The organism is Streptomyces nidicola (assembly GCF_050106155.1).
Classification (GTDB): domain Bacteria; phylum Actinomycetota; class Actinomycetes; order Streptomycetales; family Streptomycetaceae; genus Streptomyces.
This window is the reverse complement of record NZ_JBNBPI010000001.1, coordinates 5,955,526-5,982,505: the sequence shown is the minus strand read 5'-3', so window position 1 is coordinate 5,982,505 and position 26,980 is coordinate 5,955,526. Positions and strand designations below refer to the sequence as shown.

24 protein-coding genes are annotated in these 26,980 nt (G+C 72.5%); 10 read left to right on the top strand and 14 right to left on the bottom strand.

Going from position 1 to position 26,980, the window contains the following annotated elements; all coding sequences use genetic code 11:
• Window position 1: 1 nt before the first annotated feature.
• Window positions 2–517 (bottom strand): sigma-70 family RNA polymerase sigma factor, encoded by a 516-nt coding sequence (locus tag ACOKM3_RS27035; RefSeq protein ID WP_426903623.1) that lies wholly within the window; start codon window positions 515–517, stop codon window positions 2–4.
• 198 nt (window positions 518–715) lie between these two features.
• On the opposite strand from ACOKM3_RS27035, the gene ACOKM3_RS27030 reads away from it, so the two are divergent.
• Window positions 716–1,735, top strand: a complete 1,020-nt coding sequence (locus ACOKM3_RS27030; protein ID WP_426903622.1) for an aspartate-semialdehyde dehydrogenase — start codon at window positions 716–718, stop codon at window positions 1,733–1,735.
• Between the two features lie 71 nt (window positions 1,736–1,806).
• On the opposite strand, the gene ACOKM3_RS27025 is transcribed toward ACOKM3_RS27030, so the two are convergent.
• Entirely contained in the window at window positions 1,807–2,319 is a 513-nt protein-coding gene (locus ACOKM3_RS27025) for a DUF1203 domain-containing protein (protein ID WP_426903621.1), read from the bottom strand.
• 131 nt (window positions 2,320–2,450) lie between these two features.
• Here ACOKM3_RS27025 and pepN point away from each other — a divergent pair, with 131 nt between their 5' ends.
• Both pepN and ACOKM3_RS27015 read left to right on the top strand, forming a co-directional pair.
• Window positions 2,451–5,024, top strand: a complete 2,574-nt coding sequence (pepN, locus tag ACOKM3_RS27020; RefSeq protein ID WP_426903620.1) for an aminopeptidase N — start codon at window positions 2,451–2,453, stop codon at window positions 5,022–5,024.
• 47 nt (window positions 5,025–5,071) lie between these two features.
• Entirely contained in the window at window positions 5,072–5,296 is a 225-nt protein-coding gene (locus ACOKM3_RS27015) for a DUF6332 family protein (RefSeq protein WP_426903619.1), read from the top strand.
• 52 nt (window positions 5,297–5,348) lie between these two features.
• On the opposite strand, the gene alc is transcribed toward ACOKM3_RS27015, so the two are convergent.
• The gene (gene alc, locus ACOKM3_RS27010; protein ID WP_426903618.1) at window positions 5,349–6,485 is read right to left on the bottom strand and encodes an allantoicase; all 1,137 of its coding nucleotides are present in this window, start codon (window positions 6,483–6,485) and stop codon (window positions 5,349–5,351) included.
• A 59-nt stretch (window positions 6,486–6,544) separates the two neighbouring features.
• Complete coding sequence (locus tag ACOKM3_RS27005) at window positions 6,545–7,465, bottom strand: LysR family transcriptional regulator (RefSeq protein ID WP_327663339.1); 921 nt, start codon at window positions 7,463–7,465, stop codon at window positions 6,545–6,547.
• 44 nt (window positions 7,466–7,509) lie between these two features.
• Here ACOKM3_RS27005 and ACOKM3_RS27000 point away from each other — a divergent pair, with 44 nt between their 5' ends.
• A complete protein-coding gene (locus ACOKM3_RS27000) occupies window positions 7,510–8,016 on the top strand; it encodes a GNAT family N-acetyltransferase (protein ID WP_426903617.1) in 507 nt (168 codons plus the stop codon).
• On the opposite strand, the gene ACOKM3_RS26995 is transcribed toward ACOKM3_RS27000, so the two are convergent.
• The 9 genes from ACOKM3_RS26995 to ACOKM3_RS26955 form a co-directional block, all read right to left on the bottom strand.
• Window positions 7,983–8,918: an arsenic resistance protein gene (locus ACOKM3_RS26995; RefSeq protein WP_426906911.1), complete on the bottom strand. Its 936-nt coding sequence runs from the start codon at window positions 8,916–8,918 to the stop codon at window positions 7,983–7,985. The genes ACOKM3_RS27000 and ACOKM3_RS26995 overlap by 34 nt on opposite strands.
• Before the next feature lie 547 nt (window positions 8,919–9,465).
• Complete coding sequence (locus ACOKM3_RS26990; RefSeq protein WP_426906910.1) at window positions 9,466–10,458, bottom strand: alpha/beta hydrolase; 993 nt, start codon at window positions 10,456–10,458, stop codon at window positions 9,466–9,468.
• Window positions 10,459–10,506: 48 nt separating this feature from the next.
• Complete coding sequence (locus ACOKM3_RS26985; RefSeq protein ID WP_426903616.1) at window positions 10,507–11,472, bottom strand: DMT family transporter; 966 nt, start codon at window positions 11,470–11,472, stop codon at window positions 10,507–10,509.
• Between the two features lie 126 nt (window positions 11,473–11,598).
• Window positions 11,599–12,243, bottom strand: a complete 645-nt coding sequence (locus tag ACOKM3_RS26980; RefSeq protein WP_426903615.1) for a response regulator — start codon at window positions 12,241–12,243, stop codon at window positions 11,599–11,601.
• On the bottom strand, window positions 12,207–13,469 hold the full coding sequence (locus tag ACOKM3_RS26975; RefSeq protein WP_426903614.1) for a sensor histidine kinase: 1,263 nt from the start codon (window positions 13,467–13,469) through the stop codon (window positions 12,207–12,209). Before ACOKM3_RS26975 ends, ACOKM3_RS26980 begins: the two co-directional genes overlap by 37 nt.
• A gap of 43 nt (window positions 13,470–13,512) precedes the next feature.
• Complete coding sequence (locus ACOKM3_RS26970; protein WP_426903613.1) at window positions 13,513–14,976, bottom strand: FAD-dependent monooxygenase; 1,464 nt, start codon at window positions 14,974–14,976, stop codon at window positions 13,513–13,515.
• A gap of 127 nt (window positions 14,977–15,103) precedes the next feature.
• Window positions 15,104–15,343, bottom strand: coding sequence for a hypothetical protein (locus ACOKM3_RS26965; RefSeq protein ID WP_266719579.1), 240 nt, complete (start codon window positions 15,341–15,343; stop codon window positions 15,104–15,106).
• A gap of 20 nt (window positions 15,344–15,363) precedes the next feature.
• Complete coding sequence (malQ, locus tag ACOKM3_RS26960) at window positions 15,364–17,406, bottom strand: 4-alpha-glucanotransferase (RefSeq protein ID WP_426903612.1); 2,043 nt, start codon at window positions 17,404–17,406, stop codon at window positions 15,364–15,366.
• 5 nt (window positions 17,407–17,411) lie between these two features.
• Window positions 17,412–17,630, bottom strand: coding sequence for a hypothetical protein (locus ACOKM3_RS26955; protein ID WP_266719575.1), 219 nt, complete (start codon window positions 17,628–17,630; stop codon window positions 17,412–17,414).
• A gap of 258 nt (window positions 17,631–17,888) precedes the next feature.
• Between ACOKM3_RS26955 and ACOKM3_RS26950 the strand changes: the two genes are divergently transcribed.
• The 4 genes from ACOKM3_RS26950 (at window position 17,889) to ACOKM3_RS26935 (ending at window position 23,563) form a co-directional block, all read left to right on the top strand.
• A complete protein-coding gene (locus tag ACOKM3_RS26950) occupies window positions 17,889–20,864 on the top strand; it encodes a beta-N-acetylglucosaminidase domain-containing protein (RefSeq protein ID WP_426903611.1) in 2,976 nt (991 codons plus the stop codon).
• A 112-nt stretch (window positions 20,865–20,976) separates the two neighbouring features.
• The gene (locus ACOKM3_RS26945; RefSeq protein WP_426903610.1) at window positions 20,977–21,519 is read left to right on the top strand and encodes a PadR family transcriptional regulator; all 543 of its coding nucleotides are present in this window, start codon (window positions 20,977–20,979) and stop codon (window positions 21,517–21,519) included.
• Window positions 21,516–22,214 (top strand): ABC transporter ATP-binding protein, encoded by a 699-nt coding sequence (locus ACOKM3_RS26940; RefSeq protein WP_426903609.1) that lies wholly within the window; start codon window positions 21,516–21,518, stop codon window positions 22,212–22,214. The genes ACOKM3_RS26945 and ACOKM3_RS26940 overlap by 4 nt, the downstream gene beginning before the upstream one ends.
• Entirely contained in the window at window positions 22,211–23,563 is a 1,353-nt protein-coding gene (locus tag ACOKM3_RS26935) for an FtsX-like permease family protein (RefSeq protein WP_426903608.1), read from the top strand. Before ACOKM3_RS26940 ends, ACOKM3_RS26935 begins: the two co-directional genes overlap by 4 nt.
• Before the next feature lie 69 nt (window positions 23,564–23,632).
• Here ACOKM3_RS26935 and ACOKM3_RS26930 read toward each other — a convergent pair whose 3' ends face one another.
• Window positions 23,633–24,709 (bottom strand): mechanosensitive ion channel family protein, encoded by a 1,077-nt coding sequence (locus ACOKM3_RS26930; RefSeq protein WP_426903607.1) that lies wholly within the window; start codon window positions 24,707–24,709, stop codon window positions 23,633–23,635.
• 316 nt (window positions 24,710–25,025) lie between these two features.
• On the opposite strand from ACOKM3_RS26930, the gene ACOKM3_RS26925 reads away from it, so the two are divergent.
• The gene (locus tag ACOKM3_RS26925; protein ID WP_326023161.1) at window positions 25,026–25,562 is read left to right on the top strand and encodes an HNH endonuclease; all 537 of its coding nucleotides are present in this window, start codon (window positions 25,026–25,028) and stop codon (window positions 25,560–25,562) included.
• A 198-nt stretch (window positions 25,563–25,760) separates the two neighbouring features.
• On the top strand, window positions 25,761–26,957 hold the full coding sequence (locus ACOKM3_RS26920; protein WP_426903606.1) for an ROK family transcriptional regulator: 1,197 nt from the start codon (window positions 25,761–25,763) through the stop codon (window positions 26,955–26,957).
• Window positions 26,958–26,980: the final 23 nt, after the last annotated feature.

Genomic DNA, 26,980 nt, shown 5'->3' with positions numbered 1-26,980 from the left:
GTCACACCACCTCCCCTTCGCGCAGCCGCACCCGCAGCATCCGCACCGCCGTGTGCAGGCGGCTCTTGACGGTGCCCTCGGGCACCCCTAGTTCCGCCGCGATGTCCCGCACCGGCAGATCCGCGTAGAACCGCAGCACGACCACCTGCCGCTGCTGATCGGGAAGAGCGTCCAGGCCCTGCGCGACCGCCATCGACAGCACGCGCGTGTCGGCCGCGTCCCCTCCGTCCTCCTGGCGCAGCGCCGCAAGACGCTCCCCCAGCCGCGCCTGGCGGGCCCGCGCCCGGTGCCAGTCCATGGCGAGGTTCGAGGCGACGACCGCCGCCCACGCCGCGACGTCGCGGGGCGCCTCCTGCCCCTTCGCCGCCCGCTCCAGCAACCGCAGGCGCACCTGCTGCACACCGTCGGGCAGATCCGCGTACGGCACCCCGCCAAGGGACAGCACGGCCCGCACCCGGTCCTCGACGGCGGCGTCCAGGGGGTCGTCCGGCCGACCCCTCGGTTTTCTGCGCAGCACAGCGCCTCCCCTCCCCCGTGTCCGTCCTACGACGCCGCACCAGCCGGAAACGTTCACCGGGAGCCCTTGAAACTGTGGCCAGCGCCATACCGTCCCAGACCACGGACAATGGATTGGACAAGGCGGGCCTGGACAGACGCATCATGGACACACCCGCCAGGCCGGATGGCCGCTTGCACGAAAATCACGGAGGACCCTGTGAAGGTCGGAATCGTCGGAGCCACCGGTCAGGTCGGCACGGTCATGCGCAAGATCCTCGTCGAGCGGGACTTCCCGATCGACGAGCTGCGCCTGTTCGCCTCGGCCCGCAGCGCCGGCAAGGTGCTGGACGGCGTGACGATCGAGGACGCGTCGACGGCCGACTACAGCGGGCTCGACATCGTGCTGTTCTCCGCCGGTGGCGCCACGTCCAAGGCCCTCGCCGAGAAGGTCGCCGCCCAGGGCCCCGTCGTGATCGACAACTCCTCGGCCTGGCGCAAGGACCCCGAGGTCCCGCTCGTCGTCTCCGAGGTCAACCCGCACGCGATCGCGAACCGCCCCAAGGGCATCATCGCGAACCCGAACTGCACGACGATGGCCGCGATGCCGGTGCTGCGTCCGCTGCACGACGAGGCGGGCCTGGAGGCCCTGACCGTCGCCACGTACCAGGCGGTGTCCGGTTCCGGCCTCGCGGGCGTGGCCGAGCTGCACGGCCAGGCGCAGAAGGTGATCGCGGAGGCCGACAAGCTGACGCACGACGGCGAGGCCGTCGACTTCCCCGAGCCGAACGTCTACAAGCGCCCCATCGCGTTCAACGTGCTGCCGATGGCCGGCTCGATCGTCGACGACGGTCTGAACGAGACGGACGAGGAGCAGAAGCTCCGCAACGAGTCCCGCAAGATCCTGGAGATCCCGGAGCTGAAGGTCTCCGGCACCTGCGTGCGCGTCCCGGTCTTCTCCGGCCACTCCCTCCAGGTCAACGCCCGCTTCGCCCGCCCGATCTCCCCGGAGCGCGCCACGGAGCTGCTGGCGAAGGCGGAGGGCGTCGAGCTCTCCGACATCCCGACCCCGCTCCAGGCGGCCGGGAAGGACCCGTCGTACGTGGGCCGGATCCGCAACGACGAGACGCTGGAGAACGGCCTGGCGCTGTTCATCTCCAACGACAACCTCCGCAAGGGCGCCGCGCTGAACGCGGTGCAGATCGCGGAGCTGGTGGCCAAGGAGCTGTCCGCCAAGTAAGCAGCGGTACTACGTCGCCGTAGGGGCGGTCGCCGGTTCTTCTCCGGTGGCCGCCCCTCGCGCGTGCCGGGTCAGGGCCTCCGTACCGCGAACTGCAGGCAGCCGTACTCGACCGCCCTGACGTGCACGAGGACCACCTCCGGGTGGCCGAACGCCTCGTCGAGGGCCGCGTCGATGCCGGCCGTCGGATCGTCCGCCGGGATCTCCAGGAGGCGGCCGCCCACGATGTGGCCGCGGGCGTCGTAGCGGCGCAGGGTGCGCAGCGCGCCGGGGCGGGCGAAGGGGTGGCCGGTCCGGTCGTCCGCCGGGCCGCCGCAGTCCTCGGCGTGGATGAAGACCGGACCCTGCTCGTCGTACGCGCCGGGGCTCGCGCCCGTCTCTGCGGCCCAGCGGCGCAGCGGCGCGTAGGACACGAGGGCGATGTGCTCGCCCTCGGCGACGGGGCGCAGGCAGCAGCGCAGCGGCGAGCCGACCGAGGCTTCGTCGGTCGCGGTGAACGGGCGCATGGCGTGGCCCGCGTCGTCGGTGGCGCGGAGTTCCTTGAGCGCCGTCGGGTCGATGGGAAGTGCGGTGTACCTGGTCATGGCTCCAGGCTCGCTCCCGGCGCGGGTGTTCACCGGCGGGAAACGGACATCGCCTTCGCGTACCCCGCGTGGAAGGATGACCGGAAACGTCACAAACGTAGAACGTAGACCGCTTAATAGGAGATGACCGCGTGCCTGGCACCAATCTGACCCGTGAAGAGGCGCAGCAGCGGGCGAAGCTGCTCACCGTTGACTCGTACGAGATCGATCTCGACCTCTCCGGCGCGCAAGAGGGCGGCACGTTCCGGTCGGTGACCACCGTGCGCTTCGACAGCGCGGAGGCGGGTGCCGAGACGTTCATCGACCTCGTCGCCGACGCCGTGCACGAGGTGGTGCTGAACGGGCGGTCGTTGGATGTGGCCGCCGTGTTCCGGGACTCGCGGATCGCGCTGAAGCACCTGGAGTCGGGGCCGAACGAGCTGAAGGTCGTCGCCGACTGCGCGTACACGAACACGGGTGAGGGGCTGCACCGGTTCGTCGACCCCGTCGACCAACAGGCCTATCTGTACACGCAGTTCGAGGTTCCGGACGCCCGGCGCGTGTTCGCGTCGTTCGAGCAGCCGGACCTCAAGGGGACCTTCCAGTTCACGGTGAAGGCGCCGAGCGGCTGGACCGTGATCTCCAACTCGCCGACGCCGGAGCCCAAGGACGACGTCTGGGCCTTCGAGCCGACGCCGCGCATCTCGACGTACATCACGGCGCTGATCGTCGGTCCGTACCACTCGGTGCACTCCTCGTACGAGAACGCCGAGACCGGGCAGAGCGTGCCGCTGGGGATCTACTGCCGGCCCTCGCTCGCCGAGTACCTCGACTCGGACGAGATCTTCGAGGTGACGCGGCAGGGCTTCGACTGGTTCCAGGAGAAGTTCGACTACGCGTACCCGTTCGCCAAGTACGACCAGCTGTTCGTGCCGGAGTTCAACGCGGGTGCCATGGAGAACGCGGGCGCCGTCACCATCCGCGACCAGTACGTGTTCCGGTCGAAGGTGACCGACGCCGCGTACGAGGTGCGGGCCGCGACGATCCTGCACGAGCTGGCCCACATGTGGTTCGGCGACCTGGTCACCATGGAGTGGTGGAACGACCTGTGGCTGAACGAGTCGTTCGCGACGTTCGCCGAGGCCGCCTGCCAGGCGTACGCGCCGGGTTCGAAGTGGCCGCACTCGTGGACGACGTTCGCCAACCAGATGAAGACGTGGGCGTACCGGCAGGACCAACTGCCGTCCACGCACCCGATCATGGCGGACATCAGCGACCTCGACGACGTGCTCGTCAACTTCGACGGCATCACGTACGCGAAGGGAGCTTCAGTTCTGAAGCAGCTCGTCGCGTACGTCGGCATGGACGAGTTCTTCCAGGGCGTGCAGGCGTACTTCAAGCGCCACGCGTTCGGGAACACGCGGCTCAGCGATCTGCTCGGCGCGCTTGAGGAGACCAGCGGGCGTGACCTGAAGTCCTGGTCGAAGGCGTGGCTGGAGACTGCCGGCATCAACATCCTGCGCCCGGAGATCGAGACCGACGCCGAGGGTGTCATCACCTCGTTCACCGTCCGCCAGGAGGCGCCCGCGCTGCCCGAGGGCGCCAAGGGCGAGGCGACGCTGCGGCCGCACCGCATCGCGATCGGCTTCTACGACCTCGACGACGAGTCCGGCAAGCTGCTGCGCGGCGAGCGCGTCGAACTCGACGTCACGGCAACGGAGTCGACGCAGGTGCCGCAGCTGGTCGGCAAGCGCCGCCCCGCGGTGATCCTCCTCAACGACGACGACCTGTCGTACGCGAAGGTCCGCCTCGACGAGGAGTCCCTCGCGTTCGTCACGCAGCACCTCGGCGACTTCGAGGCCTCGCTGCCGCGCGCGCTGTGCTGGGCCTCCGCCTGGGACATGACGCGCGACGCGGAGCTGTCGACGAGCGCATACCTGGACCTGGTGCTCAGCGGGGTCGGCAAGGAGTCCGACATCGGCGTCGTGCAGTCGCTGCACCGCCAGGTGAAGCTCGCCGTCGACCTGTACGCGGCGCCCGCCCACCGGGACGCGCTCCTCACCCGGTGGACCGAGGCGGCGCTCACCCACCTGCGGACCGCCGAGGCGGGCAGCGACCACCAGCTGGCGTGGGCCCGCGCGTTCGCCGCGAGCGCCCGTACGCCGGAGCAACTCGACCTGCTGGACGCGCTGTTGGAGGGATCCCAGACGATCGAGGGCCTCGCCGTCGACACCGAGCTGCGGTGGGCGTTCGTGCAGCGGCTCGCGGCGGTCGGGCGCCACGACGAGGCGGAGATCGCCGCCGAGTACGAGCGGGACAGGACGGCCGCCGGTGAGCGGCACGCCGCCAGCGCCCGCGCGGCGCGGCCGACCCCGGAGGCGAAGGCGGAGGCGTGGGCCTCGGTCGTCGAGACGGACAAGCTGCCGAACGCGGTGCAGGAAGCGGTGATCGGCGGCTTCGTCCAGACCGACCAGCGCGAGCTGCTCGAGCCGTACACGGAGAAGTACTTCGCGGCGCTGAAGTCCGTCTGGGACTCCCGCTCCCACGAGATGGCGCAGCAGATCGCCATCGGTCTGTACCCGGCGATCCAGGTCTCGCAGGAGACGCTGGCCGCGACGGACGCGTGGCTGTCGTCCGCCGAGCCGAGCGCGGCGCTGCGCCGCCTGGTGTCGGAGTCGCGGGCGGGCGTCGAGCGTGCGCTGAAGGCGCAGGACGCGGACGTATGACGCCGGAGCCCGGCCCCCCGCGCCCTCACTCGTGTGAGACTGGGCGCATGGGGGCCGGGCGGGAATCGCGGGTGGAGAAGGACGCGATGACGGTGGAGATCGTCTACGCGTTGGTGAGCGGCGTGCTGATCGCCGCCGCGGTGACGGTGGTAGCCATCGCGGTGACGCTGCCCGTCACTCCGCACGCGCTGGTGATCGGCGGCCTCGTCGGCGTGGCACACATCGTGCGTGTGCTGCGCCGGTTCGACCGGGAGCGCCGCCTCGGGCGTTGAAATCCCGTACGTACGGGGGCTGTTGCCGCCCGTACGTACGGGGGGTCGTTCGTTACTGCGTGAATCGGTCGCGGAGCGCCTGGCGGCCCGTCTCCGTCAGCGACCCGTGCACGCGCATCCGGGCCACGCCTCCGTCGGGGAACGCGTCGAGGCGTACGTGGGTGGCCACGGCCTCCTTCGGGAGCGGGAAGCGGTGCAGGGTGTCGGGCTCCAGCTTGGTGCGGGGGATGATCTCGAACCACTCGCCGGTCTCGCCGTCACGGCCGCTCAGCGCGATCCAGCCGGCCGAGTTGCCCTTCAGGTACGCCGTGTCGATCTCCACCGCGCGGATCGCGCCCTGCGCCGCGAGGCGGAAGCGGACCCAGTCGTTGGTGCCGTGGACGCGGCGGCGGCGGTTCTCCCAGCCGTCGTCCATCTTGCGGGAGGTGCCCGGCAGGATGATCTGCGTCGGCGACGAGTAGAACTTGTCGGACGCGTCCTCGTAGGAACCGCCGTTGAGCACCGAGGCCAGGTCGAACGTGCCAAGCAGGTCGAGCCACTCGGGGTCGGGGACGACCTCGCCGTGCACCCGGAGGCGGGCGATGCCGCCGTCGGGGTGCTGGCAGACGCGCAGGTGCGTGTAGCGGCGCTCGCTGGTGACGGTGAAGGCGTTCGCCGCGTGGCCCTTGACCTGGCTCTTCGGGACGATCTCCTCCCACTTCACGTCGTCGGCGAGCAGCTCCGCGGGGCCGGGGGCGCCGGGCACGTTCGTGGCCTGGATGCTCACCTTCTGCGGGTAGTTGCCGCGGAAGTGGGCGGTGTCGACGATCACGCCGCGGACCACGCCGGGCGCGCCGAGCCGCACGATGGCCCAGTCGTGGTCCTCGGGTGCCGGGAACGGGGAGTCCGCGGTCCCCCTGCGCCTGCGGGTCTCCCAGCCGTCCATGACCTTGCCCTTGTGCCCGAAGTGCTCCGGGTCGAAGACGGCACGCTCGCGCAGCAGCAGGTTCTCGCGCATCGCGAAGAACTCGTCGTTCGCGGCGATGACGCCGCCGCCGAGCCGCCGGTCGGCGAGGTCGACGAGCTCGCTGAAGGCGTCGGCGTCACCGAAGGTGCGGTAGTCGGCGTACGGGTCGCCGCCTCCGTAGGGGGCGGCGTCGTTGGCGTGCGGGTCCTGGTCCTGGTTCTGAGCGGGTGTCGTCTGGGTCATGGGCCCACTGTCACGCGCGAGGAGCCGACAGGTCCATCGAAAGTTTTCGAGGTGGCCTTTCAGTTCTGCTGAACGGTCAGCGCTTCCAGGACCCTGCGCACCGCCGTCCCCTCCTCCGACCCCTTCCGTACGGCCGCCACCACATGCCGTACGGGACGGTCCGCGCCGAGCGGGCACATCACGACGCCGTCCCGGCGCGCCGCCGCCATCCGCGGCACCAGCGCGACCCCCATCCCGGCCTCGACCATGGCGAGGATCGCGGTCCACCCGGCCGCGCTGTGCGCCTGCTCCGGCACGAACCCGGCGGCCTCGCACGCGGCCGTCGTGATCTCCGACCAGGGCCCGGACCCGCCGAAGATCCACGGCTCACCGGCGAGATCGGCGAGCCGCAGGCCCGGCTCGCCCGCCAGCGGATGGCCCACCGGCAGCGCGACGTCCAGCGGGTCGGCGAGCAGCGGCACCCGCGTGAACTTGGGGTCGCGGGGCGTCGGCGCGTGCGCGGCCAGCGACAGGGCGAGGTCCACGTCGCCGGTGGCGAGCAGCTCGTACGCCTGCCCGGCCTCCGCCTCCCGCACCCGGACGGTGATGCCGGGGTGCGCGGAGCGCAGCTGCCGCACGGCGGGCACGACGAGCGCGGGCACGGCGGTGGAGAACGCGGCGACCCGTACGGTCCCGGTCTCCCCGTGCACCCACTGCGCCAACTCGGCGTCGGCGCGCTCCAGTTGGGCGAACACGGCTTCCGCGTGCCGCAGCACGAGCTGCGCGGCGTCGGTCAGCCGCACGCGCCGTCCCTGCGCCTCGAGGAGTGGCACGCCGAGTTGCTTGGCGAGGTTGGTGAGCTGCTGCGAGACGGCGGACGGCGTCATGAGCAGCGTCTGCGCGGTGGCGGTGACGGTGCCGCACTCCCGCAGGGTGCGCAGGATCACCAGCTTCTTCACGTCCCACCGGTCGGGCCCCGGCACTCGCTTCTCGCTGCTCATACGCCACAACGTATCCGCTCGCGGCCGCGCCCTACGCTGACCCCATGACCCCCACTCCACCCTCCGTACGCCTCCGCCCGGCCCGCCCCGACGAGGCGGAACGGCTGTCGGCGCTCGCGCTGCGCTCGAAGGCGCACTGGGGGTACGACGAGGCGTTCATGGCGGCGTGCGTGGACGAGTTGACGCTGCACCCGTCCGAGGTCACGCGCCGCCGTACGACCGTCGCCGTGGACGCGGACGACGGCCGGCTGCTCGGCCTGGTGACGCTCGAAGGGGCGCCGCCGGTGGGCGAGCTGGGTCTGATGTTCGTGGACCCCGACGCGATGGGCCTCGGGGTGGGCCGGCTGCTCTTCGGGCACGTGCGGGACACGGCGCGCGAGGCGGGGTTCGCCAGGGTGAGCTGGGCGGCGGACCCCAACGCGGTCCCGTTCTACGAGGCGATGGGCGCGCGGCACGCGGGCGCGATCCCGTCGGGCTCGATCCCGGGCCGCGTGCTTCCGCTGATGGAACTGAGGCCTCAGGAGACCAGCCGCGGGACGGCCCGCACGTAGACCACCATGCCGACGACCTCGACCAGGGTCTGGGTGACCACGACCACCGCGGCGACCGCCAGTGGGTCCGGCAGGGACAGGGCGAGGGGCAGGACGACGAGGGAGTTGCGGGTGGCGCCGGTGAACACGACCGCGCGTCCTGAGGGCACGTCGAGCCGGTAGAGGCGGGCCACGGCGCGGCCCGCGAACGCCATCACCAGCAGGAACAGCACGTAGAACGGGACGACGCGCGCCACGTCCCCGAGGTTGTCGTCCAGCTTGGGGACCTGGGAGGCGACGACCGTCAGCAGGGTGGCGGCCATGAGCGGCACCATCGTGATGCCCACGGAGTCGGTGAAGCGCTGCCCCGCCGGGCGGCGGGCGGCCCACCCCTGGGTGAGCCAGGCGAGGGCGAGCGGCACGACGATGAGCGTGAGGAACGCCTCGACGAACGGCCCCGCCGCGACGAGGTCGCTCAGCCCCGCGCCCATGAACAGGTACAAGTACCCCGGCAGCAGCACCATCTGCGCGAGCAGCAGCAACGGCGTCGCCGCGAGCAGCCGCTGGCTCGCGCCGCCCGCGAGGCCGCTGAAGACGATCACGTAGTCGACGCAGGGGCAGAGCAGCACGAGGAGCACGCCGAGGCGGACCGCCTGGTCGTCGGGGAGGAACGTGAACATGGCCGCGACGACGAGCGGCACGACGAGGAAGTTGACCGTGAGGGCTGCGGCCAGGAATCGCCCGGCGCGCAGCGACCGGAGCAGTTCCGCGGCGGGGACCTGGAGGAAGGTCACGTAGAGGAGCGCGGCGAGGACGGGGTTGATGGCCCGCTCAAGGCCGGCCCCTACGCCGGGCTCGGCCAGTCCGAGGAGGCCTCCGGCCACCATGGCCCCCAGGTACACGGGCACCTGGTGCCGCTCCATCCACTCCGTCACACTCACGCCCCGACGGTAGCCCGCCGGCCGGCACTCCTTCGCCGCGCGGCACCGGGGCCCCGGGACGGCGCCGTGGCCGACGCCCTCGTCAGATGCAGCCTGCACCGGGGCGCCGCCTTGCCCACCCTGCCGCCCAAGGCGGCAGATTGCCCAAGGCGGTGGCGGTCCGACCGCAACGGGTGAGGAGTCGGGGCTGGCGTTACCCAAGGCGGTGCGGCGTCGACCGTAACGGGTGGGGAGCCGCGGCTGGCGGAGGTTGCCAAGGCGGGGCGACGCCGACCGCGACGAGCGGGGAGCCGTGGCCGTCGCCGGATCGCCCAAGGCGGCGCCGGCACCCCGTCGGGCCGACGCCCCCGGAGGGGGCGGGCGGGTGGGAGATGGGCGGGAGCCCAGGGCCATTGCCTGCGGGTGGGCAAATCCAGCCCCTGCGGCGTTTGAGCAGCGGGGTCCGGGGCGGAGCCCCGATCTTTCAAGCCCCGCCGGCGCTTGAGGCGCGGGGTCCGGGGCGGAGCCCCGTGGCCGGGGGACGGTGTGGCTACCCGAGCCCCTTCAACCACTCCACCAGCAACCCGTTGACCTCCGCGGGACGCTCCTGCTGGAGCCAGTGGCCCGCCCCGGGCAACACGTGGGACCCGACGAGGCCCGGCAACGTCTTCGGGTACGCGGCGATCGCCTCGGCGAGCCACGTCGTCGAGGCGTCCCGGCCCCCGCCAATGAACAAGGACGGCTGCACGATCGCCGCACCGTCGTACGCCTCCAGGTCCTCCCAGTCCCGGTCCATGTTCCGGTAACGGGCAAGCGCACCCCCCATCCCCGTACGCTCGAACTCCCCCGCGTACACGTCGAGTTCCTCGTCACTGAGCCACCCCGGCCGCCCCCCGGGGAACCGGTCCCGCATCAGCCCATCCCGCGTGACGAAGTGCGGGTCGGGCGCATCCGCCCCCGGCATCGTGTCCGCGGAGAGCGCCGCGTAGATCCCGCCCAGCCACCCCCGTACGTCCGGCTCGATCTCACCCTCCGCACGCCCCGGCTCCTGGAAGTACGAGACGTAGAACTCCTCCTCGCCGCCGCCCATCCGGGCGAACACCTCGCTCGGCCGCGGCCCACCCCGCGGCGCGTACGGCACGCTCAGCAGCCCCACCGCCCGGAAGACGTCCGGACGGACCAGCGCGGAGGTGGCCGCGATGTTCGCACCCCAGTCGTGACCGATCACGACCGCCGACTCCTCGCCGAGGGCACGGACCACGGCGACGTTGTCCTCGACGAGCTCCAGCATCCGGTACGCGGCGATGTCGTCGGGCCGCGACGACCGCCCGTACCCCCGTACGTCGATCGCGACCGCCCGATATCCGGCGGCGGCGAGCGCCGGAAGCTGCCGCCGCCACGAGTACCAGGACTCGGGAAACCCGTGCAGGAGCAGGACGATCGGCCCCGCCCCCTGCTCCACGAGATGCGTGCGCCCCGCCGGCGAGGGCACGAGGCGGTGGATCGGCTCGGGCAGGTCAGGCAGAACAGGCAGGTCGGGCATCGTTTCCTCCAGCTCCGGGGAACTCCACGTCACCCTCCGATCCTGCCGCTACGACCGCCAGGACCCCCGCCTTGTTGCCGGTTCGGCAAATCGCGGCGAGGCGACCGACGCCAGCACCACCCCGCCCAGGATCAGCACCATGCACCCCACCTGCGCCCACCCCATCGACTCCCCGAGGACGACGTACGACAGCGCGGCCACGCACACCGGCTGGAGGTAGTACACGACGCCCGCCCGCGCCGCCCCCACCATCGCGATCGCCTTGTTCCACGCGAAGAAGGCGACCGCCGACGACACCACGCCCACGTACAGCAGCGGCAGCGCCGTGCCCGCCCGCACCTCGAAGCCGCCCTGCACCGCCACGCTCGCCGCGTACACGGGCAGCAGCATCAGCGCGCCGAGCACGAAGGTCGCGAACAGGAAGGCCACACCGCCGAGTTCGCTCGGCTTGCGGCGCAGCAGCGCGCTGTACGAGCCGAAGCACACGGCCGCCGCGACCACCCACAGGTCGCCGGGCGCGAAGTCGGGCGTGAGGGAGCCCTTGCTGACGAGGAGGACGACGCCCGCGCAGGCGATCAGCGTTCCGGCCACCCGGCGCGGCCCCAACCGCGCCCCGCCGAGCCGCTCGTACACCGCCATGAGCACCGGCGACGCGGCCATGATCATGCCCATGTTGCCTGCGGAGGTCGTCAGGCCGGCCTGGTTGACGAGGGTGTTGTAGACCGCGATGCCGAGCAGCGAGGACAGCGCCACGAACCCCAAGTGCCGCCGCAGCACGGCCCGTTGACGCCACGCGGCCCGCGCCCCGAACGGCGCCACCGCCACGATCGCCACCATCCAGCGCCAGAACGCGTGCTGGATCGGCGGCACGCTGTCGTGCAGTCCGCGCGCGGTGACGAAGCTGCCGGACCAGACGACCGTCGCGAGCGCGGCGAGCGCGAGGCCGGCGCCGAGCCCGCCGGCCGCTTTCGGCTCCACCGAGGTACGGGTGCGGGTACGGTCCAGGACTGCCATCAGGGTGGGGCCTCTCGCGAAAGGGTTCCGTTGCCCCATTACCGTCGCAGCGCCCCACCCATCACGTCCATCGAAACTTTCTGCCACTTACGTTCAGAATCACTGAACAATCGCACCCGACGCCCGCTATCCCTCCAGGTACGCCAACACCGCCAGCACCCGCCGATTGTCGCTCTCACCCGGATACAGGCCGAGCTTCGTGAAGATGTTGCCGATGTGCTTGGTGACGGCCTTCTCCGTGACGACCAGGGACTCGGCCACCCCCGCGTTCGACCTGCCCTGCGCGAGCAGCGCCAGCACCTCGCGCTCGCGGCCGGTCAGGGAGCCGAGCCGCCGGTCGCGTACCTTGCGGGCGAGCAGCTTCGACACCACCTCGGGGTCCATCGCCGTGCCGCCGCCCGCCACCTGCTCGATGGTGCGCAGGAACTCGGAGCCGTTCGTGACCCGGTCCTTCAGCACGTATCCGACCGCGCCCGCGCCATCCGCCAGCAACTCCCGCGCGTACAGCGGCTCCACGTACTGCGAGAGCAGCAACACCGGGAGGCCCGGCACCTGTTCGCGCGCTTCGAGGGCCGCGCGCAGGCCCTCGTCGCTGAAGTCGGGCGGCAGCCGTACGTCGACGATCGCGACGTCGGGACGCTCGGCGACGAGGGCCTTGCGCAGCTCAGGTCCGTTGTCCACGGCGGCGACGACCTCGTGTCCGTACGCGCCGAGGAGCCGCACGAGACCGTCCCTCAGCAGGAAGTGGTCTTCGGCGACGACAACGCGCACGGCACCTCCATCGAGATCTGGGTCGGGCCCCCGGCCGGACTGTTGACGGCGAGGACGCCGTCGAAGGTGGCGAGCCGCCGCTCGATGCCGGCGAGGCCGCCGCCCCTGGCCGGGTCCGCGCCGCCGCGGCCGTCGTCGACGACGCCGACGCGCAGGGCCCCGGTCCCGGCGTCGTAGGTGATGTCGATCCACAGGCGTTCGGCCTCCGCGTGCTTGGCCGCGTTCGTCACGGTCTCGGCGACCGCGAAGTAGACCGCCGATTCGACCGGGGCCTCCGGGCGGGCGGGCAGGTCGACCGTGACCTCCGCCGCCAGCGGGCTGAGGAGCGCCAACGACCGTACGGCGTCGGCGAGTCCACGGTCGGCGAGGACCGGCGGATGGATGCCGCGGACCAGGTCGCGCAGTTCCTGGAGCGCCGCGGACGAGGAGGCGCGGGCCTCCGCGAGGAGCGCCCTGACCGCTTCCGGGTCGTCGTTCAGGCGGTGCTCGGCGGCGTCCAGGGTCATGCCCATCGCGACGAGGCGGGCCTGCGCCCCGTCGTGCAGGTCCCGCTCGATACGGCGCAGTTCGGCGGCGGAGGTGTCCACGGCGTCGGTGCGGGTCGCGGACAGGTGGGCGATGCGGGCCGCCATCAGCTCCTGCTCGCTCGGGGAGAGCGTCGAGCGGACGAAGCGGGCGTGGCAGTCGACGGTGCCGGGCGCGAGCCACAGGCCGACCTTGCCGACGCCGAGGCCGAGCAGGCCCGCCATCAGGCCCGTCGGGACGTCCTCGACGTGGACGAACAGGTACCAGAGGCCGTCCCAGCCGGCGTCCCGCGCCAGGTACGAGCCGAAGACGGCGAGGAAGAGGCCCCACAGTCCGTACAGGACGAGCGCGCCCGGCAGGCAGGCGATGAGGCCGCCGACGAAGGAGTACATCGTGGTCCAGCGCCACTCGCGGAACCGCTGGGCGTCCCCGAACACCCAGCGGTAGCGGGCGAGCGGCGAGAAGCGCTCCTTCTCCCCGCCGGCGGTCGGCGCGGGTGTCGCCTCGACGGCGATGCCCGACCACGCGGCCGCCAGGGCCCGCTCGCGGTCCACGAGGCGGCGCATGCCCGCCGCGGCCCAGGGCAGCATGCCCGGAATCGGTGTCCACACCGCGATGTGCACCATCGTCGACCAGTGCATCGCCACCATGGACAGCCACCACAGCCGGTTGCTCCGCCTGACCGCCTCGACCCGTTTCATGTCCCGGCTCCCCCAACTCGACCGCGTCTTCGGCTGATTGCCGTTACCGCAATGAGTATCCGGCGAACGCCTCGGGGACGTCGGTGGACTTAACTCCACCTTCCGCGCCCTCGTCCGCGGCCCACGCCACGTATCCGTCGGGCCGCACGAGGAGCGCGGTGCGCCGCTCGCTCGCCCAGTGGGCGACCCGCAGGCCGTCCATCTTGTCCGGCGACCCCTGCGGCAGGATCAGGACGAACTCGCCCGCGCGCAGGGCCTCGTAGAGCCGGGCCCCGCCCTGGAGCGCGACGTCGGGGACGCGCCTGCCGACGAGCGGGTGGGAGCCCCTGGGGGCCGGGTAGCGGAAGCCGATGCCAGTGATCTGGCCGACCGCGCGGGTGCGGGCGGGGCGGGCGCGGGTCACGGCGTTGGCGAGGACCGAGCGGGCCGCGAGCGTCCAGGGGCGCTTGGCCATCGCGAGCCGGACCAGTCCGCCGCTGCTGCGCAGCACCGCCTTGCCGACGGGGTGGCGCTCCGACTCGTAGGTGTCCAGGAGCTCTTCGGTCGCCCGGCCGCCCACCACCGCCGCCAGTTTCCAGCCGAGGTTCGCCGCGTCCTGGAGGCCCGTGTTCATGCCCTGGCCGCCCGCCGGGGTGTGCACATGGGCGGCGTCCCCGGCCAGCAGCACCCGGCCCACGCGGTACTTCGGCGCCTGGCGTTCGTCGCTGTGGAAGCGGGACATCCAGCGGGCGTCGTGCATGCCGTAGTCCCGGCCGAGGGCGAGCCTGGCGGTCTCCTTGATCTCGTCGAGGTCGAGCGGGGCGTCGTCCGACACGTCGTGCGCCCGGTTCCAGGCGATCACCCGGTAGTAGCCGTCGCCGAACGGGGCGATGAAGGCGAAGGCGTCGCCGACCGTGTTCACGGTGAGGACGTTGTCGGGCTGCTCGCCGAGCCGTACGTCGGCGAGGACGACCGAGCGGATGACGGACTTGCCCGGGAACGGCAGGCCCACCGCCGTGCGCACGGTGCTGCGCATTCCGTCGGTGCCGACGACGTACGCCGCACGCAGGTCCTTCGACTCCCCCTGCGTACGTACGTGGAGCGTGACGCCGTCCGCGTCCTGCGCCAGGCCCGTCACCTCGGTGTCGTACGCGAAGGTGACCCCGGCGTCGACGGCCCGCCGCTCCAGGAGCCGCTCGACCTCGTACTGCGGGACGACGAGGAGGTGGTTGAAGCGCGAGGGCAGTTCGGCCAGTTCGAGGTAGAGGCTGCCGAACAGGCGCAGCCGCTGGAGCTGTTGGCCCTTCGTCTCCAGCTCGTCGGCGAGGCCCCGCGCGTCGAGCTGTTCCAGCGTGCGGGCGTGCACGGCGAAGGCGCGGGAGAGGTTGCTGATCTCGTGGGGGCGCCGCTCGACGAGGGTGACGGGAACGCCCGCGGCGGCGAGGTCCCCCGCGAGCAGCAGTCCGGTCGGGCCCGCGCCGACCACGATCACTGAGCCGGTGGTGCGGGATGAGCCTGTGCTGTCCATGAGGCCTCCTGAAGCGGTGACGCCCGGATCGACCCGCCCATCCTGCCCGTACAGACGCGTCGAGGGCACCCGCCGCGAGGGAACGCGACGGGTGCCCTCGACGGGGAAACCGTGTGGAAGCCGGGCCTCAGCCCTGCTTCGGCTGCTTACGGGACTTGTCGCCCAGCGAGACCAGTCCCGCGATCACCAGGAACAGGACGATCGGCGTCACCACGTAGAGGCCGAGCGTCTCGATCACGCTCAGGCCGGTACCCGGGTCGTCGCCGTCGTCGCGCGTGAGCGCGAGCGCGGGGGACGACATCAGCAGCATCATCAGCGTCGTACCGGAGGCCAGGGCGCCGGCGCGCAGGGCGTTCTTCTTGTCCACGGTGCCAACGTAGCGAACGCCTAAACGGGCCGCGCGTCCGGGGGGCCTGTAAGGGGCACTTCGGCTCCCGCGGGCGCCTCCGCGAACACGCCGAGCAGGGCGTGCGCGCGGGGGGAAGCGGCCAGTTCCTCCAGGGTGACGGGCCGGCCCTCGGCGTCGGCGACGGGCAGCCGCCAGTTCGGGTACTCGGCCCAGGTGCCGGGCAGGTTCTGCGGGCGCCTGTCGCCCACCAGGTCGGGCAGCCACACCCCGGTCATGCGGGCGGGCGTGCGCCACAGGAACCGGTGGACCGCCCGCACCGCTTCCTCCTCGTCGTGCGTCCCGTGCGTGAGCAGGCCCATCCGGGCGAACAGGGCGAGCCACTCCGCGACCTCGGCCGCCGCCTCCGCCCCGGTCGCCGACGACAGGCCGAGCCGCTCGCGCAGCCGTACGTCGTCGCCGCTCAGGCGGGCGGCGGTGGACGGCAGGTCGTGGGTGGTGGCGGTGGCGACGCAGTCCGTGCGCCACGCCTCGGCGGGGACGGGCCGCCCGTCACCCTCCCAGTCGCGCTCGAACCAGAGCACGGACGTGCCGAGCACCCCGCGCGCGTGCAGCGTCCCGCGCACGCCCGGCTCGACGGTGCCGAGGTCCTCCCCGATGACGTACGTTCCCGAGCGCGAGGCCTCCAGGAGCAGCACGGCGAGCATGGCCTCGGCGTCGTAGTGGACGTAGCAGCCCTCGGTCGGGGGTTCGCCCTCCGGGATCCACCAGAGCCGGAACAGGCCCATCACGTGGTCGATGCGGACGGCGCCCGCGTGCCGCATCAGATTGCGGAGCAGGTCGCGGAAGGCGGCGTAGCCGGTCTCCGCGAGGCGGTCGGGGCGCCACGGCGGCAGGCCCCAGTCCTGGCCGCGCGCGTTGAAGGCGTCCGGGGGCGCACCCACGCTGATGCCCTGCGCGAAGATGTCGCGCTGCGCCCACGCGTCGGCGCCGCCGGGGTGCACGCCGACGGCGAGGTCGTGCACGAGCCCGATCGGCATGCCGGCCTCGCGGGCCGCGCGCTGGGCGGCGGCGAGCTGTCCGTCCGTGAGCCAGGCGAGCCGGCAGTGGAAGTCGACGCGGTCCATCAGCTCCCGGCGGGCGTGCCCGGTCTGCGGCGAGCGCGGGTCCTGGAGGGCGGCGGGCCAGGTGTGCCAGTCGGGGCCGTACCGCTCGGCGAGCGCGCAGTATGTGGCGTGGTCCTCCAGGGCCGTGCTCTGGGCGGCGAGGTAGTCCCAGTAGGAGGCGCGGCGGCCGGGGGTGAGGGGCACCTCGTGGATCGCCTCCAGCGCCGTCCGCTTCAGCTCCCACACGGCATCTCGGTCGATCAGCTCGCCCTTGGTGAGCACCGCCTCGCGCAGCCGGGCGGCCTCCCGGGCGCGCTGGGGGACGTACGCGTACTCGGGGATGTCCTCGATCCGCAGATGGACGGGGTCGGGGAAGCGCCGCGAGGAGGGGCGGTACGGCGACGGGTCCGTGCCGCCGTCGGGGCCTGCGGGGACCGCCGCGTGCAGCGGGTTGACCTGGAGGAATCCGGTGCCGTGGGTGCGGGCCGACCAGGACGCCAGGTCGGCCAGGTCCGCGAGGTCGCCCATGCCCCAGGAGCGGGTGGAGAGCAGCGAGTAGAGCTGGACGAGGAGTCCGTGGGTGCGCGGCGGCGGGGCCGGGGCCGCGGGCGGCGCGGCGATCAGATGGGCCTCGGCGCGGCGTCCGTCCGGCGCGGCGACGCGCAGCCGGTGCGTGCCGGGCGGCGTCGCGGTGCCCGGGTCCCAGGGGTCGAAGCGGTCCCCGCCCTCCGGCCGCAGCCGTAATTCGGCGCCTTCGGGCAGGCCCGTCACCCAGCGCGGGACGCTGCCGTCGGCCCACACCACCACGGTCGGCGGCAGCAGCCGCTCGGGCGGCTCGGCCGGGTCCGCGCCCACGTCCACGCCGAGCGCGGCGAGGGCCGCCGCCACCGCCGCGTCCGAGGCGTGGACGGTGCGGCCCGGCGCCGGGGAGTAGGACGTGGCCACTCCGTGCAGTGCGGCGAGCCGGGCCGGCGTCATCGAACTCAGCCCGCGGCGAGGCCGGTGGGGGTGGGCTCGGAAGTGAGGGGGGACTCGTCCGTCATGGGCGGCTCGGAAGTCAGGGGGGCGTAGTCCGCGAAGGCGGGTTCGCTGGTGAGGGGCGCTTCGAAGGAGCAGGTGCTGGTGACGTCGGCGTCGTCGATCATGCTGAGGTCCGCCTGTTTGGAGAGGGCCGAGAGCAGGAGCTGTGCTGATGCGGCCACGGGGGCCTCCTTCGTCGTAAGGCGTCGGGAGTCGAAAGCCCTACCCAGAAGCCACGGTCGCAGACCTCTTTCACGGAACAACGTGTTACTGGTCACAGTGTGTACAACGAAAGGAACTTTCCCGGAGGTCCTGACCAGCCGAAAAAAATCCCGTCCGACCAGGCAACTCGTCGGTAGGGCCGGTTACCGCCCATCGACGCCTTCCTCCCTTCTATCCTTGTGCCTCTTGAGTCAGGTTCGAACCACAGGGAGTACGCCGTGCAGCTCCGGCGCAGGAAGAGGGCGGCCGCCCTCGCGGTCGCCGTCATCGCCGGGACGCTGGGCGGGGCCACGGGGGCCGTGGCCGCTCCCCCGACGCCGGGGACGACCACCGGGGACCTGAAGTCGGACGCGAAGCTGCCCGCGGTGTGGCCGCGGCCTCAGTCCCTCAAGGCTTCGGACGATACGGACGGGGTCGCGGTCCCGGACGAGGTGACACTCCTGGTGCCGCCGGGCTCCGACCCGTACGCCGTGGACGCGCTGCGCAAGGCGCTGAAGGACGCGGGGGCGCGGGACGTCCGGCAGGTCTCCGCCGAGCACGACGTGCCACGCGACGCGCGGCTCGTGGTGCGGCTCGCCACCGAGTCCCCGCAGGCCAGGGCGGGCGCGGGCGACTACCGCCCCGACTCGGGCAAGGGGCGGGCGGGCCCGCTCGACGCGACCCTGCGGGGCCTCGGCGCGAGCGCCCGCGGCGATCTGCCGTCCGGCGGCTACCGGCTCGCCGTGGGCCGCGCGGCGGGGACGCCGACGGTCGCCATCGAGGGCATCGGCGACGACGGCCTGTTCCACGCGGCGCAGACGTTCCGGCAGCTGATCGACAGGCGGAGCATCGCGGGGGTCGTCGTACGGGACTGGCCGGGCACGGCCGTACGCGGTCTGACCGAGGGTTTCTACGGCACGCCGTGGACCACGGAGCAGCGCCTGGACCAGCTCGACTTCATGGGCCGCACCAAGCAGAACCGCTACCTGTACGCGCCCGGCGACGACCTGTACCGCCAGGCCCGCTGGCGCGAGACGTACCCGGCCGACCAGCGCGCCGACTTCCGCAGGCTCGCCGAGCGGGCCCGCGCCAACCACGTGACGCTCGGCTGGGCGGTGGCTCCGGGCCAGGCGATGTGCATGTCGTCGCCGGACGACATCAAGGCGCTCACCCGCAAGCTCGACGCGATGTGGGCGCTCGGGGTACGGGCCTTCCAGCTCCAGTTCCAGGACGTGTCGTACAGCGAGTGGCACTGCGCGTCGGACGCGCGGGAGTTCGGCTCAGGGCCCGACTCCGCGGCGAAGGCGCAGGCGAAGGTCGCGAACGCGGTGGCGAAGCACCTCGCGGCCCGGCACCCGGGCGCGGGCCCGCTGTCCCTGATGCCGACCGAGTACTACCAGGACGGGACGACGGAGTACCGCACGGCGCTCGCCCGCGATCTGGACGACGCGGTGGAGGTCGCCTGGACGGGCGTCGGCGTGGTGCCGCGCACGATCACCGGCGGTGAACTGGCGGGCGTACAGGGCGCGTTCGGCGGCGGGCACAAGCTGCTCACGATGGACAACTACCCGGTCAACGACTACGCGCAGGACCGGATATTCCTGGGCCCGTACATGGGCCGGGAGCCCGCCGTGGCCTCCGGCTCGGCGGCGGTCCTCGCCACGGCCATGGAGCAGCCCGCGGCCTCCCGCATCCCGCTGTTCACGACCGCGGACTACGCCTGGAACCCGCGCGACTACCGGGCGCAGGAGTCCTGGCAGGCGGCGATCGACGATCTCGCGGACGGCGACAAGCGGACCGAGGAGGCGCTCGCCGCCCTCGCGGGCAATGACGCGTCGTCGGTGCTCGGCGCGGACGAGTCGGCGTATCTGAAGCCACTGATCTCGGCGTTCCGGAAGGCGCGCACGACGACGGACGAGGACAGCACCAAGAAGACCGCGGCGGCCCTGCGCGACGCGTTCACCCAGATGCGGCGCACGCCCTCGGCCCTCGATGGCACGGAGCTCGACTCCGAAGTCCGGCCCTGGGCCGACAAGTTGGGCCGTTACGGGCAGGCGGGCGAGGCCGCGGTCGACATGCTGGAGGCGGCGAGCCGCGACGACAAGGCGGCAGCGTGGAAGGCGGCACGCCGCCTGTCGTCCCTCCGCAAGGACCTGAAAAAGTCGAACGTCACGGTCGGCAAGGGCGTGTTGGACCCCTTCCTGACGAAGGCCGAGAAGGAGTTCGCCTCCTGGTCGGGCACGGACCGCGCGGACGCGTCGAAGGGCGCGAAGGCCGAACTCCCGCGCCCCCGCGCCCTGTCCACGGTCACGGTCCTCGCCGACCCCGGCACCTCGGGCACGGTCGAGGCGCACGCCCCCGGCGAGGGCTGGAAGCGGATCGGCGCGCTCACGGACGGCGGCTTCACGGAGCTGGACGCCCACAACACCCGCGCGGACGCGGTCCGCGTCACGGGCGCCTCGTCCGACGCGGTGAGCCACGTGGTGCCCTGGTACGCGGACTCCCCCGCGGCCTCGGTCACCCTGGCCCGCACGGAGACCGACGCCGAAATCGGCGGCGCACCCCAGCGCCTGACGGCCCACCTGACGGCGCAGCGCCCGGGCGCCGTGCGCGGCCGCCTGACGACGAAGGCCCCGCACGGCATCAAGGTCGACCTTCCGCGCCGGTCCGAACTCCCGCGCGGCACAAAGGTCGACGTGCCGGTCGAGGTCACAGTCCCCGCGAACACCCCCGCCGGCACGTACTCCATCCCGTTCACCTTCGGCGACGAGACCCGCACCCTCTCGGTGCGCGCCTACCCCCGTACGGCAGGCCCCGATCTGGCCCGCTCCGGCAAGGCCTCCTCCTCGGCGGACGAGACCCCGGACTTCCCGGCGAAGGCGGCCAACGACGGCAAGGCGTCGACCCGTTGGTCCTCCCCGGTGAAGGACGGCGAATGGTGGCAGGTGGAACTCACCAGGCCCACCCGCCTCGGCCTGGTCACCCTCCACTGGCAGGACGCCTACGCCAAGCACTACCGCGTCCAGACTTCCCCCGACGGCCGCACCTGGCGCACGGCGGCGACCGTCCGCGACGGCCAGGGCGGCCACGAGTCGGTCCGCATGGACGCGAAGGACGTGCGGTTCGTCCGGGTCGTGGGCGACAAGAGGGCGACGCAGTACGGGATTTCGCTGTGGAGTGTGGGGGCGTACGGGGTGGCGGACAAGCACGAGTGAGCGGCGGCGCGTGCACGGCACGCGCCGCTGATCCGGAACGGGCCTTACCACTTCGGGCACTTCCCGCAGTGACTATGTACTCGATACATATACGCGGTACATACTTCCTCGCATGAGCACCCGCCATGTCCTCCTTGGGCTGCTCGCCTCCGGTCCGCGCCACGGCTACGACCTCAAGCGACGCCACGACGAACGTTTCCCGCAGGCCCGCCCGCTCGCCTACGCGCAGGTGTACACGACACTCCAGCGCCTGGTCCGCGACGGCCTCGTGGAGGTCGAGGGCACCGATTCCGACGGCGGGCCCGAGCGCACCCTCTACCGCGTGACGGACGACGGGACGCGCCAACTCCTCGACTGGACACGGGAGATCACCCCGCCCGCGCCGCACGTCACCAACGAGATCTTCGCCAAGGTCGTCGTCTCCATCCTCGTCGCGGAGCAGGGCGCCGACCCGGACACCCATCTGCACGAACAGCGCACCGCCCACATGGCACGCATGCGTGAGCTCACCGCGCTGAAGACCGACCCCGGCGCGGACCTCACCACCGTCCTGTCCGCCGACTACGCCCTGGCCCACCTCGACGCCGACCTGCGCTGGATGGCGTCCACGGCGGCCAGGCTCGCCACTTTGACCGCGGAGGTCACTGCAACATGAGCACTCCCTCCTTCCTGTCCGCCGAGGGCCTGACCAAGGCGTACGGAAAGACCCCGGCGCTGCGCGGCGTCGGCATCGACGTGCGCCCCGGCGAGTTCGTCGCCGTCACGGGCGCCAGCGGCAGCGGCAAGTCGACGCTGCTGCACTGCCTGGCCGGCATCGTGCGCCCCGACGAGGGCTCGGTGACGTACGCGGGTGGACCCCTGCACCGGTTCGACGAGGAGCGGCTGAGCGAGCTGCGCCGCACCGAGTTCGGCGTCGTCTTCCAATTCGGCCAGCTCATCCCGGAGTTGACGGCGCTGGACAACGTGGCGCTGCCGCTGCTGCTCGCGGGACGACCGCGCGCCGCGGCGCAGGCGGAGGCCGACGCGTGGCTGGAGCGGTTCGGCGTGCGCGGGCAGCGCGAGCTACGGCCCGGCGCGATGAGCGGCGGGCAGACCCAACGGGTCGCTCTGGCAAGGGCGTTGGTGACGGAGCCGAAGGTCGTCTTCGCCGACGAGCCGACCGGCGCGCTCGACTCGCTGGCCACCGAGCAGGTCCTCGCCTCCCTGGTCCACGCGACCCGGGAGACGCACACGGCCGTGGTCCTGGTGACGCACGAGGCACAGGTGGCGGCGTACGCGGACCGGGAGGTGCGGCTGCTGGACGGAGCGACGCAGGACGCGTCCGCGCCGTCGACGGCGGTGACCCGATGAGCGTCTCCTCCGATCTGCGCCTCGCCTGGCTGCTGACCCGCGGCGCGGACCGCCTGGAGCGGCGGCGGGCGGTGCTCACGGCGCTCGGCGCCACGGCGGCGACCGGGTTCGCGTGCGCGGCCGTGGCCCTCGCGAGCGTGCGCGGCCAGGTCCAGTTCCCTTATGGGAACGGCCTGTTGGACCAGCCGGGCACACGTCGGGGCGTCGTCGCCGGGCTGCTCCTGCTCCTCGTCCCGGTCCTCGGCTTCCTCGGGCAGTGCGCCCGGATCGGCGCGGTCCACCGCGACCGGCGACTCGCCGGGCTGCGGCTCGCCGGGGCGGGCCCCAAGCAGGTGCGGCGGATCGCGGCGTTGGAGGCCGGGCTCGCGTGCCTGACGGGGGCGCTCATCGGATACGCGGGGTTCGCGACGGCCGCGCTGAGCGTGGACCGGGCGGTGGACCCAGTCGCATGGCTGGGCGCCGCCGTCGTGACGCTCGCGGTGCCGGTGCTCGGCGTTCTGGTGAGCGCGGTGGCGCTGCGCCGGGTCATCGCCTCGCCGCTGGGGCACGTGCGGCGGGAGGGGGCGGGGCGCGGTCCCGGGCTCCTCCTCGGGCTTCTGCTGCCCGTCGTCCTCGTCATGCTCGGCGCGGGCCTGGTCCTCGTCCGCGGCAGCTCCGGCACGGCTGCGTCCCTGCCGCTGTTCGTGGTCGGCGCCGTGGTGCTGAGCGGGACGGGTGCCATCTGGGTCGCGGGGACGGCCGCCCGGCTCATCGGGCGGCGGTTCGCTCCGCGCACCGAACGTCCCGCTGTGCTGCTGGCCGCGCACCGACTGCAGGAGGACCCTTGGTCGGCGGCCCGCAGCCACGCGGCCGTCATCCTGGTCACCGTCGTCGGGGTCGGCCTGGCCGGGCTCCGTGAGGTGGTGCTCGACCAACTGGCGGCGAACGAGGCCGAGTCCGGCGTGCCGCAGGACGTCGGCTACTACACGTACGGCCTGAACCTCACCGCCACCGCGGTGCTGATCGCCCTGCTGATCAGCCTGGCGGCGCTCGCGGCCGGCACCGCCGAGTCACTGTCCTCGCGGCGCCGAGCGCTCGCCGCGCAGGTCGCGGCCGGGGTGCCGCGCCGGATCCTGACGCGGGCGCTGCTCCTGGAAACGGCCCTGTCGCTGGCCCCGGCCCTCGTCCTCGCGACGCTCGGCGGCACGGCGATCCACACGGCGTACGCGAGGATCGCGGGGCAGTCCGTCCCCTGGGCGCTGCCACTCCTCGTCCCGGTGGGCGTCGGCGCGGCCTGCCTGCTGGCCACCGCCACAGCGCTGCCGCTGCTGCACCGCTCGACACACCCGTCGCGGCTCAGGGTGGCGTGACGGCACCGGATACGAGGACGGGGGCGCGGGAGAAGTTCTCCCGCGCCCCCGTCCTCGTAGGCCCGTTGGCTACTTCGACAGATTCGCCGGCGGTATCGGCGACGCCGCGAGCGACTGCGGCGACGTCGCCGACGCGTAGGCCGACGGGGCCGACACTCCGGCCGCCGGGTCGGCCGCCGCCTCGCCGTCCACCTGGGCCGGGACGCCGCCGACGATGCGGATGCCCGCCTCGTCGAAGGCCCGCTTGATGCGCCAGCGCAGCTCGCGCGAGACGGTGAGGGCCTTGCCGGGCATGGTCTTCGCAGAAACGCCGACCACCATGGAGTCGAGCAGCACGCTGTCCAGGCCGAGGACCTCGACCGGGCCCCACAGCATCTCGTTCCACGGCTCGGACTTGCTCATGGTCTCGGCGACCTCGGTCAGGGTCTCCCTCACCTTGTCGAGGTCCTCGTCGGCGCGGACGGTGACGTCGACGGCCGCGGTCGACCAGCCCTGGGAGAGGTTGCCGATCCGCTTGACCTCGCCATTGCGCACGTACCAGATCTCGCCCTCGGCGCCCCGCAGCTTCGTCACGCGCAGGCCGACCTCGATGACCTCACCGGAGGCGACACCCGCGTCGATCGTGTCCCCGACGCCGTACTGGTCCTCAAGGATCATGAAGACGCCGGAGAGGAAGTCGGTGACCAGGTTGCGCGCACCGAAACCGATCGCGACACCGGCGACACCGGCGGACGCGAGCAGCGGCGCGAGGTTGATCTTGAACGCGCCGAGCACCATGAGAGCCGCGGTGCCCAGGATCAGGAACGACGCCACCGAGCGCAGCACGGAGCCGATGGCCTCCGAACGCTGCCGCCGCCGCTCCGTGTTCACAAGAAGACCACCGAGTGCGGTCGTGGCGCCGGTCTCGCTCCTGCGGTTCATCCGCTCGACGAACTTGGTGATCGTGCGGCGTATCACGGCGCGCAGCACAAAGGCGATGACGACGATCAGCAGAATCCGCAGACCGACGCTCAACCAGGTCGACCAGTTCTGCTCGACCCAGCCGGCGGCCTGTCCGGCCTGCTCCTGGGCGTCCTTGAGGGTGGGTTTCGCGGGGTCGGACGAGGCGTCGCTCGCCCCCGTGGCCGACAGGACGGACAAGATCACGGCAGGTACCTCCAGGCGTAGCCATCTGCCCGCCTCGGGGCGAAGCTCGGGGACAGGAGCGGGCAGAACCACCACACTAACGGGGCATTGTGTGTGGATCGTCGTCACATTCCACGGAGAGACAGTGGTCACGTGAACCCGCGTGGCGCACCAAGGGTCTTCACCAGGTCCGGGCGGGGAATGAAGGAGTGTGTGGTCGAAAACACTCCAAGGCCGTTACGCGGACATGGTGGCGCCATGACCAGCCGTGAGGGGAGACTGGCTAGGAGATCGTCCCGGCGCGAGCCACGCGCCGCCGGCGTACAAGGAGGCATCCGTGCCGCATGTCCTGGTCCTCAACGCGTCGTACGAGCCCCTCGGCGTCGTACCGCTCCGCCGCGCGCTCGTACTCGTCCTCGAGAACAAGGCCACGTGCCTCGAGGAGTCCGGCGCCTTTATGCACAGCGCAACACGTACCGTCGCCGCTCCCAGCGTCGTCCGGCTCAAGCGGTTCGTCCGGGTTCCCTACCGGGGGCCCGTTCCTCTGACCCGACGCGCACTGTTCGCCCGTGACGGCGGCCGGTGCATGTACTGCGGTGGTGTCGCAACCAGCGTCGACCACGTGATCCCGCGCAGCCGCGGGGGTCAGCACGCCTGGGAGAACGTGGTGGCGTCGTGCCGCCGCTGCAACCACACGAAGGCCGACCGCCACCTGGTGGAGATCGGCTGGCGCCTGCGCCACAAGCCGGCCCCGCCGTCGGGCCTGGCCTGGCGCATCATCGGGACCGGGCATAGGGATCCGCGCTGGCTGCCGTACTTGCAGCCGTTCGGCGCGGACGAGGCCCTGGCCCGGATCGAAGGCATCTCAGCCTGAACTTCGATCCGGGTCTTTGTCGTCCCACCACTCTCCATCCGCCTTGAGGGGCCGCGCACACGAAGTGCGCGGCCCCTTCCCCATGGGCGTACATCCAGTTGGGATCGCCCACCTATTGACGTCCCCCACACACGCGCCTTACGTTCCTCGCACCCCGATAGGAAAGTTTCCTAACAGTATGAGGAGGCGCGCCCCGCAATGGTCGGCACAGCGGCTGGCACCCCCGGCACCCCTGCCGTTCCCGGCACCCCCAGCGTCCTGCGCGCCATGAACGACCGCGCCGCGCTCGACCTCCTCGTCGCCCACGGCCCGCTCACCCGCACCCGGATCGGCGAGCTGACCGGCCTCTCCAAGCCGACGACCTCGCAGCTCCTCGGCCGCCTCGAATCCGCCGGGCTCGTGCGGACCACCGGCAGCCAGACCGGCCGCCCGGGTCCCAACGCCCTGCTGTACGAGATCGACCCCGGCGCCGCGCACGTCGCCGCCCTCTCCGCCGACCCGCACGGCATCACCGCCGTCGTCGCCGACATCACCGGCGCCGAACGCGGCCGCCGCCGCATCGAGGCCCACGCCGTGAGCGAGGACGTGCGGCACCGCACCGCCCAGCTCGTCGCCGAGGCCGTCGACGGGGCGCTGGCCCAGGCGGGGCTCGGGCACGGCGACCTGACCGCCACGGTCATCGGCACCCCCGGCGCCATCGACCCGGGCACCGGCCAGCTCCGCTACGCCCCGCACCTGCCGGGCTGGCACTCCCGCACGCTGCGCGACGACCTCGCCCAGGTGCTCGGCACGCCCGTCTCCATCGAGAACGACGTCAACCTCGCCGCGATCGCCGAGCAGTACGAGGGCGCCGCGCAGGATCACGACGACTTCGTGCTCGCGTACGTCGACGAGGGCGTGGGCGCCGCGATCGTGCTCGGCGGGACGCTCCTGCGCGGGGCCACCGGCGGCGCGGGCGAGATCGGCTACATGCCGCTTCCGGGGGCTCCCCTGGCGCGCGGCGGTACCGACGCCGTGGCCCGCTCGGACGGGGGCGGCGGACTCCAGAGCCTCGTCGCGGCCGCCGCGATCCGCGAACTGGCGGGCGGGGCGAAGGACTTGACCGAGGCACTCGGCACGCAGGGCGTACTCGACGAGGTCGCCCGGCGGCTCGCCACCGGCCTCGCCGCCGTCGTCGCCGTCGTCGACCCCGAACTCGTCGTGCTGTCCGGGCAGGTCGCCCGGGTCGGCGGCGACGCCCTGCGCGACCGCGTCGAGGAACAGCTCACCGGACTCGCCCTGCCCCGCCCCCAGTTGCGCATCAGCGACCTCGCCGGCGACCCCATCCTCACCGGCGCCCTGCGCACCGCCCTCACCCAGGCCCGCGCCACCGTCTTCGACACCAGCAACGCCTGACCGCTGGACCACTCCCCCAACCC